At 72.8% G+C, this 16965-nt stretch carries 10 protein-coding genes; 2 read left to right on the top strand and 8 right to left on the bottom strand.

What is annotated here, in order from left to right:
- The first annotated feature begins 105 nt into the window (after positions 1-105).
- Positions 106-861, top strand: coding sequence for an alpha/beta fold hydrolase (locus ACGFX4_RS24380; RefSeq protein ID WP_393078113.1), 756 nt, complete (start codon positions 106-108; stop codon positions 859-861).
- Here ACGFX4_RS24380 and ACGFX4_RS24375 read toward each other — a convergent pair.
- From ACGFX4_RS24375 to ACGFX4_RS24360, 4 genes are all read right to left on the bottom strand, one after another.
- Positions 851-1237, bottom strand: a complete 387-nt coding sequence (locus ACGFX4_RS24375) for a hypothetical protein (RefSeq protein ID WP_393078110.1) — start codon at positions 1235-1237, stop codon at positions 851-853. The two genes, ACGFX4_RS24380 and ACGFX4_RS24375, sit on opposite strands and share 11 nt — an antisense overlap.
- A complete protein-coding gene (locus ACGFX4_RS24370) occupies positions 1234-2511 on the bottom strand; it encodes an SUKH-4 family immunity protein (RefSeq protein WP_393078107.1) in 1278 nt (425 codons plus the stop codon). Before ACGFX4_RS24370 ends, ACGFX4_RS24375 begins: the two co-directional genes overlap by 4 nt.
- A complete protein-coding gene (locus tag ACGFX4_RS24365) occupies positions 2508-5897 on the bottom strand; it encodes a toxin glutamine deamidase domain-containing protein (protein ID WP_393078104.1) in 3390 nt (1129 codons plus the stop codon). Before ACGFX4_RS24365 ends, ACGFX4_RS24370 begins: the two co-directional genes overlap by 4 nt.
- A gap of 153 nt (positions 5898-6050) precedes the next feature.
- Positions 6051-6416 carry a hypothetical protein gene (locus tag ACGFX4_RS24360; protein ID WP_393078101.1) on the bottom strand — a complete coding sequence of 122 codons (366 nt, stop codon included), beginning with the start codon at positions 6414-6416 and terminating at the stop codon, positions 6051-6053.
- A 286-nt stretch (positions 6417-6702) separates the two neighbouring features.
- Here ACGFX4_RS24360 and ACGFX4_RS24355 point away from each other — a divergent pair, with 286 nt between their 5' ends.
- Positions 6703-7482 carry a hypothetical protein gene (locus ACGFX4_RS24355; RefSeq protein WP_393078336.1) on the top strand — a complete coding sequence of 260 codons (780 nt, stop codon included), beginning with the start codon at positions 6703-6705 and terminating at the stop codon, positions 7480-7482.
- 91 nt (positions 7483-7573) lie between these two features.
- On the opposite strand, the gene ACGFX4_RS24350 is transcribed toward ACGFX4_RS24355, so the two are convergent.
- From ACGFX4_RS24350 to ACGFX4_RS24335, 4 genes are all read right to left on the bottom strand, one after another.
- Positions 7574-8014: a hypothetical protein gene (locus ACGFX4_RS24350; RefSeq protein ID WP_393078098.1), complete on the bottom strand. Its 441-nt coding sequence runs from the start codon at positions 8012-8014 to the stop codon at positions 7574-7576.
- Complete coding sequence (locus ACGFX4_RS24345; RefSeq protein WP_393078095.1) at positions 8014-14439, bottom strand: RHS repeat-associated core domain-containing protein; 6426 nt, start codon at positions 14437-14439, stop codon at positions 8014-8016. The genes ACGFX4_RS24350 and ACGFX4_RS24345 overlap by 1 nt, the downstream gene beginning before the upstream one ends.
- A gap of 295 nt (positions 14440-14734) precedes the next feature.
- Complete coding sequence (locus ACGFX4_RS24340) at positions 14735-15898, bottom strand: NADH-quinone oxidoreductase subunit D (RefSeq protein WP_393078092.1); 1164 nt, start codon at positions 15896-15898, stop codon at positions 14735-14737.
- Complete coding sequence (locus tag ACGFX4_RS24335; RefSeq protein ID WP_393078090.1) at positions 15895-16914, bottom strand: SAM-dependent methyltransferase; 1020 nt, start codon at positions 16912-16914, stop codon at positions 15895-15897. Before ACGFX4_RS24335 ends, ACGFX4_RS24340 begins: the two co-directional genes overlap by 4 nt.
- Positions 16915-16965 lie beyond the last annotated feature (51 nt).

Here is a 16965-nt window from a genome sequence, read left to right as displayed (position 1 = left end):
GCCCGAATCGGTCCTCCCCGGCCTGTTCGATTGCCCGGCCGGCGGTCGGGGGAGGACACTGCCCGGCATCGTCCCCCTCACCATCTTCCGCGAGGAGAACCCGACATGACGATCACTCACCGGATCATCGGCAGCGGCGAGCACCGGGTCATCGTGCTGCACGACTGGTTCGGCACCAGCGCAGGCTGGGGCGCCTTCCTGGACTGCCTGGACGGCGACGTGTTCACCTACGCCCTGCCGGACTACCGGGGGTACGGCGAGCGGCTGGACGTCCCCGGCACGTACACCCTGGCGGAGATCGCCGAGGACGTGCTGGCGCTCGCCGACGAGCTGGGCTGGGAGGAGTTCTCGCTGGTCGGGCACTCGATGGGCGGCAAGGCGGTGCAGCGGGTGCTGGCCGAGGCGCCGCACCGGGTCCGCAAACTGGTCGGACTGACCCCGGTGCCGGCCTCGGAGTACCGGCTGGAGGGCGACGCGTACGAGCTCTTCCACGGCGCCGTGGAGCGGCCCGCGAACCGGCGGGCCATCCTCGACCTGGTCACCGGCCGGCGGGCGGGCGCGGTGTGGCTGGACCGGATGACCGCCCAGTCGCTCGCCCAGTCCCGCCCGGAGGCCTTCGCCGGGTACCTCGCCGACTGGACCACCCAGGACTTCGCCGCCAAGATCGCCGGCTCCCGCCTCCCCGTGAAGGTCTTCATCGGCGAGCACGACGTCGCCCTGAACGAGCCCCTGATGCGCGCCACCTGGCTCACCCACTACCCGGAGGCGGAGCTGGAGGTGCTGGGCAACTGCGGCCACTACCCGCAGTACGAGCTGCCGGTGCGCCTCGCCGCCCGCCTGGAGGCCTTCCTCAACGAGTGAGCAGCACCGCCGAGGCGCCGTAGCCGTGGGGCGGGCACTCGTCGCCGGACGGCCCCGAGAGCAGGGTCAGGGCGACGAACGCGGAGAACAGGACCGCCCCGCCCATCACCGCGATCATCACCCGCGCCGGGTGGGGTGCCTGCTCCACCCGGCGCAGGGTGAGCGTGATCATCAGCGCGACCGCGCCGACCACGAACGCCAGCACCGAGACGACGACGAACGCGCCGTTCGCGGTCATGGCGGAGCTCGCGTCCAGGTGCCCGTAGCAGGCCCGGAGCTGGTGGGCGATCATCCCGGCGACCACCCAGGCAACCGCCGGGGCCGCCACCAGGCCGAACACCACGGCCGGCGCGGGGCTCTTGGTCCACTTGGTCACAGCACACCGTGCCAGAGCTGCTCGACGATCACGGCCCACCAGTTCTCCGGGTCCGCGAAGGCGGTGGCGTCCAGCGTGGCCAGCGCCCACTGGAGCTCGGCGACGGCCGGCCCGGCGGCCGCCGGCGGCAGGTCGCGCAGCCGCGGGTAGCGCTCGGCGAACAACAGCAGCGACCGGATGAACGCGGTCAGGTCGGCATTGCAGTGCCGAGCCGTGCAGTCGTCCGGGTCGACCGCGCGGACCCGCCCCTGCGCGGTGTCCACGGTGATCAGCGCCCAACCGTCCGAACCGACCAGCAGCTGTCCGAGCAGCGCCGCCCGGGCGGCCGCGGTCGCCCGGGTGCCCCGGCCGAGCGCCTCGACCAGCGCGGCGACGTCCGGCAGCACCGGACCCGCCGCCTCGGCGACACCGTCCGCCGCCGGATGGTGCACCACGAAGAAACCCTCGACCCGCCTCGGCAGACCCACCTCCAGCAGCGGACCCGCCACCGCCGCCGGCAGATCCGCGGCGGCCACCGCGTCCGGGTCGAACCGGCACACGCCGTCCACCCCGAACACCGCCGCCAGCCGGCCCGCCAGCGCCTCCGCCGACTCGACCGGCGCCGGCGCCACCGCGACCGGGAACGGCACCCGGTTGAACGGGGTCCCGCGCCGCGCCGCCAGGGTCCGGACGTCCGCCGCCCGGTGGTCGAACCTCGGCCCGTACGGCAGGTCGTAGCCGACCGGCACCTCGGGCAGCTCCGCCAGCAGGCGCTGCGCCCAGTAGCCGCCCGGCAGCATCGTCGGCCGCAGATCGGTACGGATCGCCAGCACGTCGGCCGCGGTCACGCCCTGCCGCTGCAACTGCCGCCAGCCGCGCAGCGCCGGATGCGGCAGCCCCGGCGCCGACTCCACCACCAGCGACTGCGGCTCGCCCGCCGCGTCCCGGTAGGCGAGCTCCGTCCGTGAACCCGGGCCGGTCACCGGCGGCAGCGCCGGATCGTGACTGCCCGCACCCAGCCGGTCCCGGTACACCCGGACCACCTCCGGCACCGGCACCGACGGCCACACGCTCAACTCACCGCTCGCCCGGTCCACCACCGCGCACGCGGCGCCGATCTCCTCCGGCGCCCGGCGCGCCCCGGTCAGCGGATCCACCTGCACCGGCGACGGCTCCGGCCACACCACCCAGCCCAGGTCGAACTCGAACGAACGCACCGGCCGCGCGGTGTCCTGCGGAAGGTCGCCGTTCACCCAGCGGTGGGCGGCGGCGAGAGCCTGCTCTCGGGTGATCATCGCTTGCTGCTCCCGGCGGTGCGGTGGACAGTGAGCCGCGACCGCGGCGCGGCAGGCACCGGCTCCGCCGGACGCCCGGAGGGCTCCGCCGGAACGGCAACGGCAACCGGCTCCGCCGGACCGACGGGCGGCTGCGCCGGGACGGCCGGCGCGGCCGGAACGGCAACGGCGTCCACCGGCCCGGCCTGGGCCGGCTGCGGCGGTGCGACGGGCACCGGCTCCACCGGGCGATCGGCGGGCTGCGTCGCGGCGCCTGCGGTGGCCGGAGCGGCCACGGTGTCCACCGGCTCCGCGGGGCGCACGGGCGGCTGCGGTTCGGCTGCGGCCGGGGCGGCAGCGCCGCTCCTGGGCTCCGCCGGGGTGGTGGCAACCGGCTGTGCCGGCTCGGCCGGGACGGCGGTGGTGGCGGGGAGGGGTTCGGCGAGGTCGAGCGGGCGGTTGTCCGCGGCGACGGCGATGGCCCAGAGGCCGTTGTCGGCCGGGTAGAGCGGCCGGTCGGAGCGGTAGCCGGTGAGGTGGTCGAGCCAGGTGATCTCGCCCTGGTGGTTGACCGCGTTCCAGGTGTGCGAGCGCCCGAACCCGTCCAGGGTGAGCAGGACCGCGCGGCTGCCGCTGCCCGCGGCCCGCAGCGCCCCCGCCACCTGCCGGTAGCCGCCGTCGCCGTCCCCGAGGTCGAGGAAGAGCGCGCCGAGTTCCCGTTCGGCGCGGTCGCGTCCGCCGCGCTCGCCGGCGGGCCCGTCGGGCAGCCGGGGTGCGGCGCAGGTGGGGTACCCGCCGACGGTGTCCACGCCGGACAGCGCGACGTCGACGGAGTTGTTGGCGCGCCCGGCCTCACGGGGGCCGCCGCCGTTGAGCGCCTCGATCCAGTCGCCGGCCCGCGGGTCGGGCGCGGGCAGCGGGGTGCGCCGGACGGCGTCCGCCTGGTGTGCGGGGTCGACCGGGCCGAGTCCGCCGGGCAGGCCGTACGGGCGGCTGTCGGCGATGGTCCGCGGGGTGCCGGGTTCGGCGGGCGGCGCGGGGGGCGCGGTGCGGTAGGTCTGCCAGACGAGCCAGGCGGCGGCGACCTGTCCGGGGTGGACGGGCAGCGCGGAGAGCGGTCCGCCGTCGGGGCCGCGGCGGCGGTCGGTGTCGGTGACCGGGTCGAAGCGGACCGGGTTGGCGGGCGTGTACTGCCCGATCGCACCGCCGCCGGGCTGCGCGGGGCCGCCGGCGGGCGGTCGCGGGCCGGCGCCGGGTGCCTGCTGGGTGGTGTGCTGGCCGACGCCGATGACGGCGGCGCCGCCCTGCTGGGCACCGGCACCCGCCGAACCGGCGGCACCGGGCGCCCCGGCCGCGCCGGGCGTGCCGGCGACCGGACCGGTCTGGACGGGGGTGCCGCCCGTACCGGCCGCGGGGGCGGCGCCGCCGGGTGCCGCGCCGGCGACCGGACCGGCGCCGACCGGACCTCCGCCGGCGACGGGTGCACCGGCGACCGGGCCCGCGCCGACCGGGCCGCCGAGCATGCCGCCGGACGCGACGGATCCGCCGCCGAGCGGGGAGCCGCCGCCGACCGGACCGAGTTGGAAGTTCCCGGAGCCAGCCGAGGCGTGGCCGCCGCCGGACGCGCCGCCGCCGAAGGACGGCTCGGCCGCCCGGTGGCCGCCACCGCCGGACCAGATGTCACCGGTGGAGACGGGCGCGCCGGGCGCGGGGGCGACCGCGACGGAGTCGGTGTGCACGGCCGCCGGGCCGTGGTGGACCGGGGGCGGCGTCCAGCCGTCGTCCGGGTCGAAGGCCGCCGCCGGCGCCTGGTACCCGCCGGTGTAGCCGCCGTTGGCGTGGCCGGTGTAGGTGCTGCTGCCGCGGCCGTGTCCGTTGCCCTGGCCGCCGTTGCCCTGGTCGTTGCCGCCGCCGTTCGGCCAGATACCGCCGTCGGCCGGGGTCTGGACGCCGGCGGACATGCCGGCCGCCTGGACGGTGATGCCGCCGCGCCCGTCCGGCCCGTCGGGGCCGATCACGACCTGCGGGCCGCCGTGCTTGCCGTGCGGCGCGGGGCCGTCGCCGGGGGTGTCGGCGCCGATCTGGACGCCGTGCTGGTCCACGCCGAGCACCGGCTGTCCGCCGATGTTCACCTGCAGCCCGCCGTGGTCGCCGGGGCCGCCGAGCGGGACCGGCCGGCCGTGCTGGTCGAAGACCACGGTGCGGCCGTCCGGGCCGGTGGCGTGGCCGTCCTGACCGACCGTCACCGCCGTGCCGTCGACGCCGGCCAGCAGTCGGCCCTGGGAGTCGGCGGCGAGCGCGGAGACCTGTCGGCCGTCCGCGCCGAGCAGTACGGGGTGGCCGTCGGCGCCGACCTGCGGCCGGCCGTCGGCGGACAGGGCCAGGGCGAGGCCGGTGCCGATCAGGACGCCGGTGCCGCCGACCAGCAGCGGCTTGCCGTCGGTGCCGCGCAGCGGGCGGCCGTCCTCGCCGACGGCGAGGCCGCTGACCGGCTTGCCCTCGGCGTCGACCACCTGCGCGCGGCCGTCCTCGCCGACGGTGATCTGCACGCCTTCGACGCCGCGGACCTCCTTGCCGTCCGCGCCGACCAGGATCGGGTTGCCGTGCCGGTCGGTCTTGATCGCGCCGTCCTGGTCGACGGCGGGGCGCAGTTCGCGGACCCCGGCGACCTCGACCGAGCGGGCGACCTTCGCGGCGGCGGCCCCGGCCGCCCCGCCGGCGCTGCCGGCGGACATCACCCGGGCGGCGCTGTACTCGCGCTTCTCGCCGTGCAGGCCGCGCCCGTCCGCCTGGGCGATCCGCTCCAGCGCGATGACCGCCGGCTCCTTGGCGGCGGCCTGGACGGCGTCCTTCATCTCCCGGGCGAGCTCGTGCAGCAGCCCGGCGATCTTCAGCTTGGCACCCTCGACGGCGACCGCCTCGCCGACCTCGGCGACCACGTCCTTGACCGCGCCGACGGCGGCGCCGACCAGCCCGGCCAGGCCGTCGCCGGCGTGCGACATCTGCTGCTCGGCCTTCGCCTCGGCGGCGTCGGCCTTCTTGATCTCCTCGGCCAACTCGGTGAGGACGGCGATCACTTCGGCCTTGCAGTGGTCGACGGCGCAGGCCGCCCGGTCGAAGGCCCGGCCCATCGTCTCGGCGGCGCCGTGCGCGTCGTCCAGGTGGCCGCGGCCGCTCCCGGCGAACGCCCGCCAGTGCTCGGCGAAGGCGTCGACGGCCGGACCGGAGTTCTCGGCGGTGACCCGCTCGGCGGACGACGCGCCGCGCCGGGCCAGCTGCTCGGCGTCGGCGCCGAACTCCCGCCACACCGCCGCTGCCCGGCGCAGCCCGTCCTCGTCCGCCTGCGGCCAGTGGTGACCGGTCCGCGCCAGCGCGGGGGCCAGCTCCTCGGGCAGCTTCCTGGACACGTGCTCTCCCCCTTCGGGTGGTGCGGGATCAGGCGTGGTGCGCATGCGCGTGCGATGTCAGGTGCGATGTCGGGTGCGACGTCGGGTGCGACGTCGGACACGGTTCAAGCCGGCGTACGGCAACTGCGTGCCGCCGCCCACCTGTTCCGGGAATCAGACGGCGCCGGGGCCGTGCCCGGTTGCGCCGGGCGCGGCGGAGCCGAGTCCGCCCTCCAGCCCGGTGAAGTCGACCTTGACCTGGCGGTCGGTGTGCTCGACGCTGTCCGCCATGGTGTGCAGGCCGGTGCCGATCCGGCCGAGCCGGTCCGCCAGGCCCTGCAGTCCGGCCAGCACGCCCTCGCGCGCCTCGCCGTACGCGCCGCCGAACGGCACCCCGGGCTCGTCGGTGCCCCACGGGGTGCCGAGGCCGGCCAGCTGCTGCTCCAGGTTCACCGCCGCGCGCTGGAACTCGCCCGAGACGGTCTCGAACTCCCGCCCCTCGCCGTGGACTTCCCACGTGTTGATCCTGACATCGGCCATCGCCGCGTCCCTCCCCCGTCCCCGTGGGCGCCGGAGCACCCGGCCGTCGTCCGGCCTCGCGCCATCCTAGGCCCGCCCCCCGGGCCCACCGCCCCGGCTGCGGCCCTTTTCACAGCGGTTTCACCACCCTCGACCGGACCATTGCGGACGTTCGCCGAGAAATCATCGCAATTGCCACCGCCGACCGGGCCGGTCCGGCCCTCCGAGGCCATACCCTTGCCGGGTGGCAGCAGCAGAGACCGCGAAGAGCAAGAAGTCCAAAAAGAGCAAGGCCGTCGACCTGGCGATGCCGACCGTCGGCGAGGTGCCGCTCGACTTCCCGCGCGCCTGGGTCGAGTTCACCGACCCGGCCGACGCCGACCAGGTGTTCCGCTGCGACCTGACCTGGCTGACCTCCCGCTGGGGCTGCATCTTCGGCAAGGGCTGCCACGGCATCCGGCCCGGCCGCGGCGAGTCCGACGGGTGCTGCACGCTCGGCGCCCACTACTCCGACGAGGACGACGAGCAGCGCGTCATCGGGCACGCCTCCCGGCTCACCCCGGACATCTGGGAGAACCACGAGCACGGCACCGACGCCGAGGGCCGGATCCTGGTCGACGGCGGCATCACCATGTTCGACGAGGACGGCGACCGCCAGACCCGCCGGGTGAACGGCGCCTGCCTCTTCCTGAACAGCCCCGGGTTCCCCGGCGGCGCGGGCTGCTCGCTGCACATCCTGGCCCTGCGCGAGGGCAAGGAGCCGCTGGAGACCAAGCCGGACGTCTGCTGGCAGCTCCCGGTCCGCCGCACCTACGACTGGATCGACCGCCCCGACGACACCCGCTACCTCCAGGTCTCCATCGGCGAGTACGACCGCCGCGGCTGGGGCCCCGGCGGCCACGACCTGCACTGGTGGTGCACCGGCTCCCCGGAGGCGCACAACGCCCCCGACCCGGTCTACGTCAGCTACCGCCCCGAGCTCACCGAGCTGATGGGCAAGCCCGCGTACGACGTCCTGGTCGAGCTCTGCGAGGCCCGCATCGCGGCGAAGGGCCACAAGAAGCTGGCCCCCCACCCCGCCGACTGACCGTCGCCCGGCCGTCGACGAAAACGCCGGTGGCCGGCCTGATCGGCCGGCCACCGGTTCGCACTATCTGTGCGCGGTCCTCAGGACCGGCTCACTCACTGACCCGGTCCTCCTGGACCGTGTAGGTCCGGCCGGCCCTGTCGGGGTCCGCCGCGAGGTTCGCCACGAAGAGCCCGAGGTCGAAATCCTCGGCCTCGACGAACGCCGTCGTGTCGAATTCGAGCTGACCGATCTCCTCCGGCTCCTGGTAACCGATGGCGGTGTCGACATCGAGGTGGAGCGTGCAGACGCCGCCGCGGCTTTCGTGGCGGATCGCTCCGGACGAAACCCGGAACGTCCGACCGAGCGCGCGCAGCAGGATCTCGCCGCCTTCGCGAAACACCACCAGCAGCTTCCCGTCGAGGTACCCGTAGCATCCCGCCGGTCGGTCCTGCGCCTGGTTTCGGACCCGCTCCGGCCCCAGCTCCCCGGTGGCCGGAGTGAACTCCGCCACCGACTGGAAGACTCCATACGATTCAACGAGCACGGTCATCACTTCTTGTTCAGTCCGAGGTCGGCTCCACCGGTTCGCGTGGCGCCTTCGATGATCTGCTCCCAGCTCTTGCCCTTGGCCCGCAGCCAATCCACCGTGGGGCCGAGCGGGTCGCCGTACTTGGCGATGTTCCGCTCGTAGATGGTGCTGCGAAGGGGTTCCGGGGTGAGGTCCTTGTACTTTACTCCGATGTCCCTACGGGCCTGGTGGAGTGCCCTGGCGATGTCCTCGACGCTGGACCCCGCCGCCCGCATGGCGGCCCCGGTCTCGCCCAGCGCTTCCACCTCGCCGATGTAGGCGAGGCGGAGCGGGGGAAGGCCGGCCGTGGCACTCGCGGCGGCACCGGTTGTGGTCTCCGCCGCGGCTCCTGCCGCACCGGCCGCCTCCGCCTCTGCGGCGACGCCGGCCGCCGGGGCCGGGGTGAGCTTCTTGGTCAGCGCACCGACGACAATGACCGTGGTCACCTGCCCGCCCAGGTAGGCGTACTCGCCGTCACTGATCTCCTGATCGACCATCTTGTAGGTGTCGATCACGCCGTTCACGGTCCGGTAGGCGGCAACCGGCGGAAGGCCGTTGAGCAGGTCGGATCCGAACTCTCCGCAGGAACCGTCGCGGCCCTTGATGCATCCGCCGAGGTCGGTGAGCGGCTTCACGGCGCCCTTGATCATGCCGACACCGGTGTCCAGGACTCCGTCCCAGAAGCCTCGCTTCTTCTTCTTCTGGACCGCGTTGCCGACCTGGCTGTCCGAGGTGGACGGCCCGAGGTCCGCCAGCTGGGCCGCCTGGCAGGCGACGTCGCAGGCGGGAGTGGTGGGGGTCCAGTCCCCGCCGCCGTCGATGAAGGCCATGTTCATCATGCCGGTCGGGTCGCTGGACGAGACCGGGTTGTGGTTGCTGTAGGCGTAGCCGCCCATCTGGGTGGGGTCGGTGAGGTCGATCAGCGGGTCCGGGCTGAGGAAGCGTCCGGTCACCGGGTCGTACTCACGGGCTCCGATGTGGGTGTAGCCGTCGGCGGTGTCGGTCGTGCCGCCGACGAATCCGCGCTCGCCCGGCCAGGCCGCCGGGGCCGCCCCACGAAGAGCGCCGTACGGGGACGACTTCTTGCGGTTGAACGCCATGGTGGTGGCGTTGATCGACAGGTTGTTGGTGCCGTGGTGGTCGGCCAGCAGGTACCGGACCTTGCCGTCGCTGCTGGTGCGGACCGCGGTCGCCTCGGGCACCGAGCAGTACCGGGTGCCGGTGACGGTGTTGCCGGCGAGGTTGAGCGCCAGCTCCTGGTCGCCGGGCAGGTAGAGCGTCACCGTTGCCGGGTCGCGGCGCAGGATCCGGGTGCCGTCCGCCTCGTAGACGTCGGAGCTGGTGGTGGCGCCGGCCGTCGGCCCGGGGGTGGAGGTGGCCAGGTGTCCTTCCAGGTCCCAGGTGAGGGTCTGCTGGACGGTGCCGTTCACGGTCTTCGACTTCAGGTTGCCGTTGTTGTCGTACCCGAAGCCGGTGGTGGCGGTGCTGGCGCCAGTGGTGGCCACCTGGGTGGTGGCGTGCGGGCGGGCGGCACCGGTGGTGGTCGGGTAGCTGTAGGTGTTGACCGTGTCCGCGGTGGCGGCACCGGCCTTGTGCTGGGTCTCCTTGGTGCGGTTGCCCGCGGCGTCGAAGGTCCAACTCGTCCAGTACGGGTCGACGCTGCCCAGGTTCGGGCCGCCGACACTGGTCGGGTTGGTGGAGCAGCTGTCACCGGAGGTCCACGCCTCGGTCAGGCGCCGCGACCAGTCGGTCTGGAAGCACTGGGTGTCGGTGACGGTCTTGTCGTTCTGCTCGTCCTTGATCTGAGTGATGTCACCCACCGGGTTGTAGGTGTACGTGGCGTTGGTCAGGGTCTGCGGACCGGACGCCTCGCGGTCGTCCGCCACGTTGACCAGGCGGCGGGTCGGCTCGTCGAAGGTGTTCGTCCGCACCACGCGGCCGCCGATCGTGCCCAGCTGCGCCTGCAGGGTCTGGCCGAACGCCGAGTACTTGGCACCGCCCAGGTAGCTGGTCCCCAGCGAGCTGGAGACCGATCCCAACTGCCCGTACTTGTCGTACCCGTTGGTCAGCGTCTCCGCCGGCAGCGCCGACGACGCGTTGGTGTTGGTCGTCGAGTACGCGGTGGTGTTCGGCAGACCGGTGTTCGGGGTGTAGGTGTAGTCGAGGGTGTAGTCACCCGCGAGCTTCTCCTCCTTGGGCACGCTCGGCACCGTGAACGTGGTGCCGGTGGACCGGCCCGCCGTGTCGTAGCCCTTCACGGTGGTCTTGTAGGTGTAGGTCGCCCCGCCGACGGTGCTGTAGCGGGAAGAGGTGGCGGGCAGACCGACTCCGCCCGGGGCGGTGTCGTACGTCCACTCGTCGAGCACCGTGCCCGTGGTCGAGCCGGAGCGGAGGGTCCGCTTACGGCCGAGGTTGTCGTAGGTGTATCCGATCGTGGCCTGATCGGCGGTGCCCACCGCGGCGGTCATGGTCGCCAGGCGACCGTCAGCGCCGTAGACGCTGTCGGCGGTGCCCTTGTCCGGATCCACCGTGTGGACCTGACGACCGCGCAGGTCGTAGCTGTACGACCAGCTGTTCTTCCCGGTCGCATCGGTCACCTTGGTCAGCCGGCCCCCGAGGTCGTACTGGTAGGTGATCGCCTCGTACTGGGTGGCGGCCGCGCCGATCAGCGGGTTGCGGTCCTTGTAGTTCCGCAGCTCGACCGTCTGGCCCTTGGCGTTGGTGCGGATCAGCGTCGCGGTTCCGCCGGCCGGCGGAACCTTCGAGGTCCAGTCTCCGCCGTAGGCGGTGGTGGTCCGCCACTTCTCCACGTTCAGCGACTTCAGCACCGAGGCCGTCGGCCGGGAGCGGCCGTCGAACTCGATCACGGTCTGGGACGGGATCTGGTTGTCCGCCACCGAGTACATCGTGGAGGAGACGCCCAGGCTGTTCCAGTAGTCCGCGTTGGTCTTCCACTCCCGGCCGTGCGAGTCGTAGAAGGTGTCGGTGATCGTCCGACCCGTCGTGGTCGACTCGACCTGGTTCTGGCGCAGCCTCAGGAAGGAGTCCATGATTCCGGTCGCCGTCCGGTAGGACCCGTCCTCCAGCAGGACCTTGGTCGTGACGGCCGTCGGCGCGGTCGCGGACAGCGCGTACCCGAAGGTCGCGTTGGCGGCCAGGTTGGTGGCCCGTCCGGCGTCCCAGGTCGACGTGAGCCGGCCGGCCGCGTCGTACTTGCTGTTGGTGGTGCGGCCCGCGACATCACCGGAAGCCAGGGTCAAGCCGCGCAGACCGTCGTAGGTCGTGGTCGTCGACTGACCCGCGGGGTTGGTGACCTTGACCGACGTGGGCTGCTCGCCGTCGGCGGGCGTGTAGACCGTGGTCGCGGTCTGGTTGTCCTCGCCGGTGACCGAGGTCGGACGGCCGTAGCGGTCGAACGACGAGCCGTTCAGCGTGGTGTTCCACACCGCCGTCGAGCCGTTGTAGCGCTCCAGTTGCTCGGTCTTGGTCACGTACGCCTTGCCGTACACCGGCACCGTGCCGACAGGCTGGCCGTCGTACGAGGTCCGGGTCCCGCCGATGGCGGTCGCCGGGGCCGACGGGGTCGAGCAGAGCGTGGAGTCCGCGATGGACGACGCGGGGAAGCTGTTCAGCCAGTTGGTGGTGTCCGGCGCCGTGTAGACGGTGCGGGTGCAGGACTCGTCGCCGGTCACGGCGGTGTCGCCCTCGTCGCTGACCTCGGTGAGCCGCCCGTACGTGGAGTCGTACGTCTGGTTCAGCTTCGTGGTGCGCCAGGTGGTGCCGGAGAGCCAGGTGCGGGTCTGCTCGGAGGCCGTGCCGGAGAAGCGGGCCTCGACGGCGGGCAGGTCGACACCGGCTTGGCCGTCCTTGCCCGACAGGCTCTTCGGCGTGTACGAGGCGTTCGCGGCACTCTGCCAGGGCGTGCTGGTCGCCTCGACGACCACCGTGCCGTTGTCCTGGTCGAAGGTCGAGACCTTCGCCGGGCGGCCCTCGAACCCGTCGGCGTCAGTGATGCCGTTGACACTCACCGCGCGCTTGCCGCCGCCGGGCAGGACGTCGCCGTCCATGCCGCGGAAGTACTCGGTCTCGGTGAGGGTCTTGTTGACCGAACCGACGCGGGTGCGGACCTTGGCGTAGCCGCGGAACTGGTTGTAGGTGCGGGTGGCGTCCGGGGTGAACTCGGAGTCGTCGCGGTGCCAGGCGGCGCCGCCGAGGTACTCGTACGAGGTGACCTTGGACTCGGAGCCGGAGCCGGCGGTGGTGTCGTCCTCGGTGACCGAGGCGACCAGGTACTTGTGGAACCAGTCCAGCACCTGGGCCTGGCCCTCCGGCGTCCAGTAGGACGGGAAGCAGGCCTTGTCGTTGGACTCCGGCGCCGGGGTGGAGCCGTAGACGCACTCGGTGGGCCGGTAGGAGATGAGGGTGTCACCGCCGGTCTCGTTGGTGATCTTGATCATGCGGTACTTGTGCATCGGCGGTCGGCCCTCGGCCGCGTCCACCCGGTTGTCGTACAGGTCACCGGTGAACTTCATCGGTTGCGGCAGCTTCACGTCCGTGAGCGAGCCGGCCTGGAAGGTCCGGTCGATCGAGGCCAGCCACAGTGACGGCGTCGAGGAGTCACCGGTCGGCGGCAGCGTCTGGCTCAGCGCCCACTGGTCCACCGGCGTCAGCGTGCCGCCGAGCCGGGAGAAGGTGCTGATCTGGGTCAGCCGCTTGCGCGACCAGAACGTCGGAGAGACGTTCAAACAGGCGGAGTTGGCGGCGCAGTCCTGGTCGACCGGAACATCCGGCCAGTCCGTCGCGTGCGCCTTGTCGAACGTCGTGCAGGTGGTCAGGCAGCGCTCGCCGACCGTGAACTGCACCTGGCCCGACGCCTTCGACGGCGCCCCCAGGTCGCCGCGCAGACCGTAGTCGATCCGCTTCAGGTAACCGCCGCGCACATACGACACCGCACCCGAATCGGTCTTCATGTTCTGGCCGTACGCGTTGGTCTCGCGGTCGTAGTAGTACGCCATCGCGTTGCCGTGCGCGTCGACGACGTAGTCGAGGTTCCAGCGCCAGGCCTGGGTCTTCACCGACGCGGCGAAGGTGCCGGCGTTGCCCGGCTCGCCCGCGTGGTTGCCGTAGACCGGCACCGTCCAGGCCGAGTTGGTGTCCTCGGTCGACTCCAGCGAGATCGGCAGCTTGTTCCGGCCGAACCAGAACTGGGTGCCGGAGGTGTCGGTGACCTTCCAGTACTCGTTGTCGTCGTCGCCGTTGCCGATCGCCTCACCGCGGATCCGCTCGATCCGGGATCCGTCGTCGTTGGCCGGGCGCCAGGTCCGGTCGTCCACCTTCACCAGCGGAGTGGACGAACCGTTCAGCGACATGGTCGCGTTGTCGGACTTCCAGCACAGGTCACCGGTCTTCGCCGAGTTGTTGCCTTGGTACTGGTCGTCCCCGCAACCGGTGTAACTGCGCTCAATGAAACCGGGGTTGTAGTCCCAGCCCTCACCGATCCACGACACCTGGTTGTTCGTCGACGCCGTCCGACCGTCCGTGCTCGACGAGCTGTATCCGAGCGCAATGTTCGGCACCAGACCGCCCGGCGCGGCCGGAACGTTGATCGGGTAGTTCCAGCTGAATCCACCGGTGTTGCCGGTGTGCGACCAGGAACCCGAGTTGGCCAGCGAGGTGGCCTTGTAGTCGCCCATCGGGCTGGACGCGGAGGACGAGGTCTCCGCCGCCAACAGCGTCACGGTCGGCGCGGCGAATGCTGACGGAGCCGACTCGCCCGAAGCCTTCGCCCCTCCCGACGCCTTCGCAGCGGCCGGAGCGGCGTCGACCGTCGCGGTCAGCGTCCCCGCGACCGGGTCGTTGACCGTCGGCACCGCCGTGCGCGTCCGGCATTCCGCCTTCTCCGGCGTGGTCAGCGCACACGCCGGCAGCGACACCAGCGTCAACCGCGAGGCGGCGTCCGCCGAGAAGGCGCCCTTGATCTGCGAGTAGTCCACCGAGACGGACACGGGTGCGCCGGCCGAGGCGGCGTCGTCCCGCCGCAGTCCGACCAGCAGGCCGTCCACCCCTGCCTTCTTGGCCGTGGCATGGTCGGTGACCTGCACCGATACCGCACTCGGGGCGTTCTGCTCCGATGCGGCGGCCACCTTGACCGGGGTACCGGCCGCCTGCCGGGCCGCCTTCCCCGCACCGGTCAGGTCGACCCGGCTCTCCGCCGCCCCCGGCCAGTTGACCGCCGCGGGCTTCCACGTCCCCATGGCGGGAACGGACGCCTTGCCCTGCGGGGCGAGGTCGGTTCCGTTCACCGATTTCTGCTGCTGGACCGGCCGGACCTTGAAGCCCGGCTTTCCGCCTGCGGCCATGGCCGCGGGCGCCGAGAGCACACCGACCACGAGCGCCGCCGCGGTCACACCCCCGACCGTTCGTCTTCTGCGTGAACCCTTACCCAGGAAGGATTCTGACGGTCTGTGTCTCACTCGTTCCCACCCCTGATCCTGCGTCACCGAAAATGACTGCGAGATCTTCCAGCTCTGATCACAACTCCCGCAAGGAAGTGTGATGGAGCTCGCACGCGGGATGCCCGATTGCCACTGGTTCGATAGCGATCGTCCGCCGCGCGGCATGGCTGTCGTGCGGTCCGGCATCGCGCCAGGGGTGGGTGGGACGAGGAAGGCCGGGGACGAATTGGTGCCGCCCGGTCGGCGGTTACTTGTCGATGTCTCCGACGACGAAGAACATCGAGCCGAGGATCGCCACCATGTCGGCGACCAGCGTGCCCGGCAGCAGTTCGGTCAGCGCCTGGATGTTGTTGTAGGACGCCGAGCGCAGCTTGAGGCGCCACGGCGTCTTCTCGCCGCGCGAGACCAGGTAGTAGCCGTTGATGCCGAGCGGGTTCTCGGTCCAGGCGTAGGTCTCGCCCTCGGGGGCCTTGAGCACCTTGGGGAGCCGCAGGTTGATCGGGCCCGGCGGGAGTTCGGCGAGCCGGTCGAGGCAGGCGTCGGCGAGCTCCAACGCGTTGATCGTCTGCTCCAGCAGGCACTCGAACCGGGCGAGGCAGTCGCCCTCGTCCCGGACCGAGACCCTCAGGACGTCCTGCAGCTCGCCGTACGCGAGGTAGGGCTCGTCCCGGCGCAGGTCGAAGTCGACGCCGCTGGCCCGACCGAGCGGGCCGCTGACGCCGTACGCGTGGACCTGCTCGCGGCTGAGTACGCCGACGCCGGCGGTGCGGCCGCGGAAGATCTCGTTGCCGAGGACCAGGTCCTCGAAGACCGGGAGCTGGGAGCGGACCACGCCGACCGCGGTCCGGACCCGGCCGAGCCAGCCGGCGGGCAGGTCCTCCTTGAGGCCGCCGACCCGGTTGAACATGTAGTGCATGCGCCCACCGGAGGCCTCCTCCAGGACGTGCTGGAGCTCCTCGCGGCCGTTGAAGGCGTGGAAGATCGGGGTGATGCCGCCGAGCTCCAGCGGGTACGAGCCGAGGAACATCAGGTGGTTGAGCACCCGATTGAGCTCGGCCAGCAGCGTCCGCAGCCAGACCGCGCGCTGGGGGACCTCCATGCCGAGCATCCGCTCGACGGCGAGGACGACGCCGAGCTCGTTGGCGAAGGCGGAGAGCCAGTCGTGCCGGTTGGCCAGCATGATGATCTGCCGGTAGTCGCGGGCCTCGAAGAGCTTCTCCGCGCCGCGGTGCATGTAGCCGATCACCGGCTCGGCGGCGACGATGCGCTCGCCGTCGAGCACCAGCTTGAGCCGCAGCACGCCGTGGGTGGACGGGTGCTGCGGGCCGATGTTGAGCACCATGTCGCTGGTGCCCAGCTCGCCCGTCAGCGTCTGTGCGCCCGCGCCGATCCCGACCGTGGTCTCCCTCATGGGGACAGAGTCTGCCACCCCGGCAGGGCCTCCAGCCCCTCCGGTACCGGCATGCGGACAGCCTGGACCAGCCACTGGAAGCCGCCGAGCCCGGCGGGGTCGGTCAGCTCGGCGGCCTCGCCCGCCCCGGACAGCGCCCGGAGGTAGCCGGCCGGGTCGCTGCTCGCCAGGGCCAGTGGCGGCCGGTCGCCGCGGACGCCGAGTGTCCGCAGCGCCTCCCGCTGGGTTGTCCACAGGCTGTGGACGATGCGCCCCTCGGTCGAGGGGACGGCCACCGCGTCCAGCGCGACGTGCGCGGTGACGTCGCAGCCGCCGTCGGGTACGGGGGCGACCTCCCGACCGTCCCGGAAGCCGGTCAGCGTGCCGAACCAGGGCCGGGTCCCCGTCGTGTGCGCGTAGTCCACGGCCACCGCGAGCCCGCGGTCCAGCGCCCCGACGGCCGCCGCCCACGCCTCGTCGCGGGGCCGCCCGAGCTCGATCCGCTCGCCCTGCGGCCACCAGCGGCGCGCCCAGGCCGCGTCCTCGGGCTCCAGCTCGGCGCCCGGCCGCTCCTCGCCGTCCGCCGCGACCTCGACGTAGCGCAGCACCCCGTCCTCGTCCGGCTCTGCGACGTCCAGCGGCACGTTGTCCAGCCACTCGTTGGCGAACAGCAGGCCGGTGACGCCCTCGGGCACCCGGTCCGTCCACACCACCGCGTCCGGCAGCCCGGCGGGGCGGTCGGCCAGCTCGACGGCGTACGGGCGCAGCCGCCCGGCCAGCTCCGGCGCGGCGGCGGCGAGCACGCCGGCGGTCAGTTCGCCGCGGCCGGCCCCGAGGTCGACGAAGGCCAGCTCCGCCGGGCGGCCGAGGGCGAGGTCGGTCTCCGCGAGGAGGCGGGCGACCGCCCGGGCGTAGTGCGGCGAGGCGTGCACGGAGGTTCGGAAATGGCCCGCCGGGCCCTCCGGCCTGCGGTAGAAGCCGCCGTCGGGCCGGTAGAGGGCGTGTTCCATGGCCGGTCGCCAGCGCATCCACGTCATGGTCGAGGACGGTACCGAAGGTCGGGGCGCCTCCACCCTGCGGAGTAGACC

The organism is Kitasatospora sp. NPDC048365 (assembly GCF_043200835.1).
Lineage (GTDB): Bacteria > Actinomycetota > Actinomycetes > Streptomycetales > Streptomycetaceae > Kitasatospora > Kitasatospora terrestris.
This window is presented reverse-complemented; position numbering and strand designations above follow the sequence as displayed.

What these genes read in the sequence shown, in the direction of transcription:
- ACGFX4_RS24355 (WP_393078336.1), top strand. Translation starts at nt 6,703, where the DNA reads ATGCCGACCGTCGGCGAGGTGCCGCTCGACTTCCCGCGCGCCTGGGTC.
- ACGFX4_RS24370 (WP_393078107.1), bottom strand. Translation starts at nt 2,511, where the DNA reads ATGATCACCCGAGAGCAGGCTCTCGCCGCCGCCCACCGCTGGGTGAAC.
- ACGFX4_RS24360 (WP_393078101.1), bottom strand. Translation starts at nt 6,416, where the DNA reads ATGGCCGATGTCAGGATCAACACGTGGGAAGTCCACGGCGAGGGGCGG.
- ACGFX4_RS24335 (WP_393078090.1), bottom strand. Translation starts at nt 16,914, where the DNA reads ATGACGTGGATGCGCTGGCGACCGGCCATGGAACACGCCCTCTACCGG.
- ACGFX4_RS24380 (WP_393078113.1), top strand. Translation starts at nt 106, where the DNA reads ATGACGATCACTCACCGGATCATCGGCAGCGGCGAGCACCGGGTCATC.
- ACGFX4_RS24350 (WP_393078098.1), bottom strand. Translation starts at nt 8,014, where the DNA reads ATGACCGTGCTCGTTGAATCGTATGGAGTCTTCCAGTCGGTGGCGGAG.
- ACGFX4_RS24340 (WP_393078092.1), bottom strand. Translation starts at nt 15,898, where the DNA reads ATGAGGGAGACCACGGTCGGGATCGGCGCGGGCGCACAGACGCTGACG.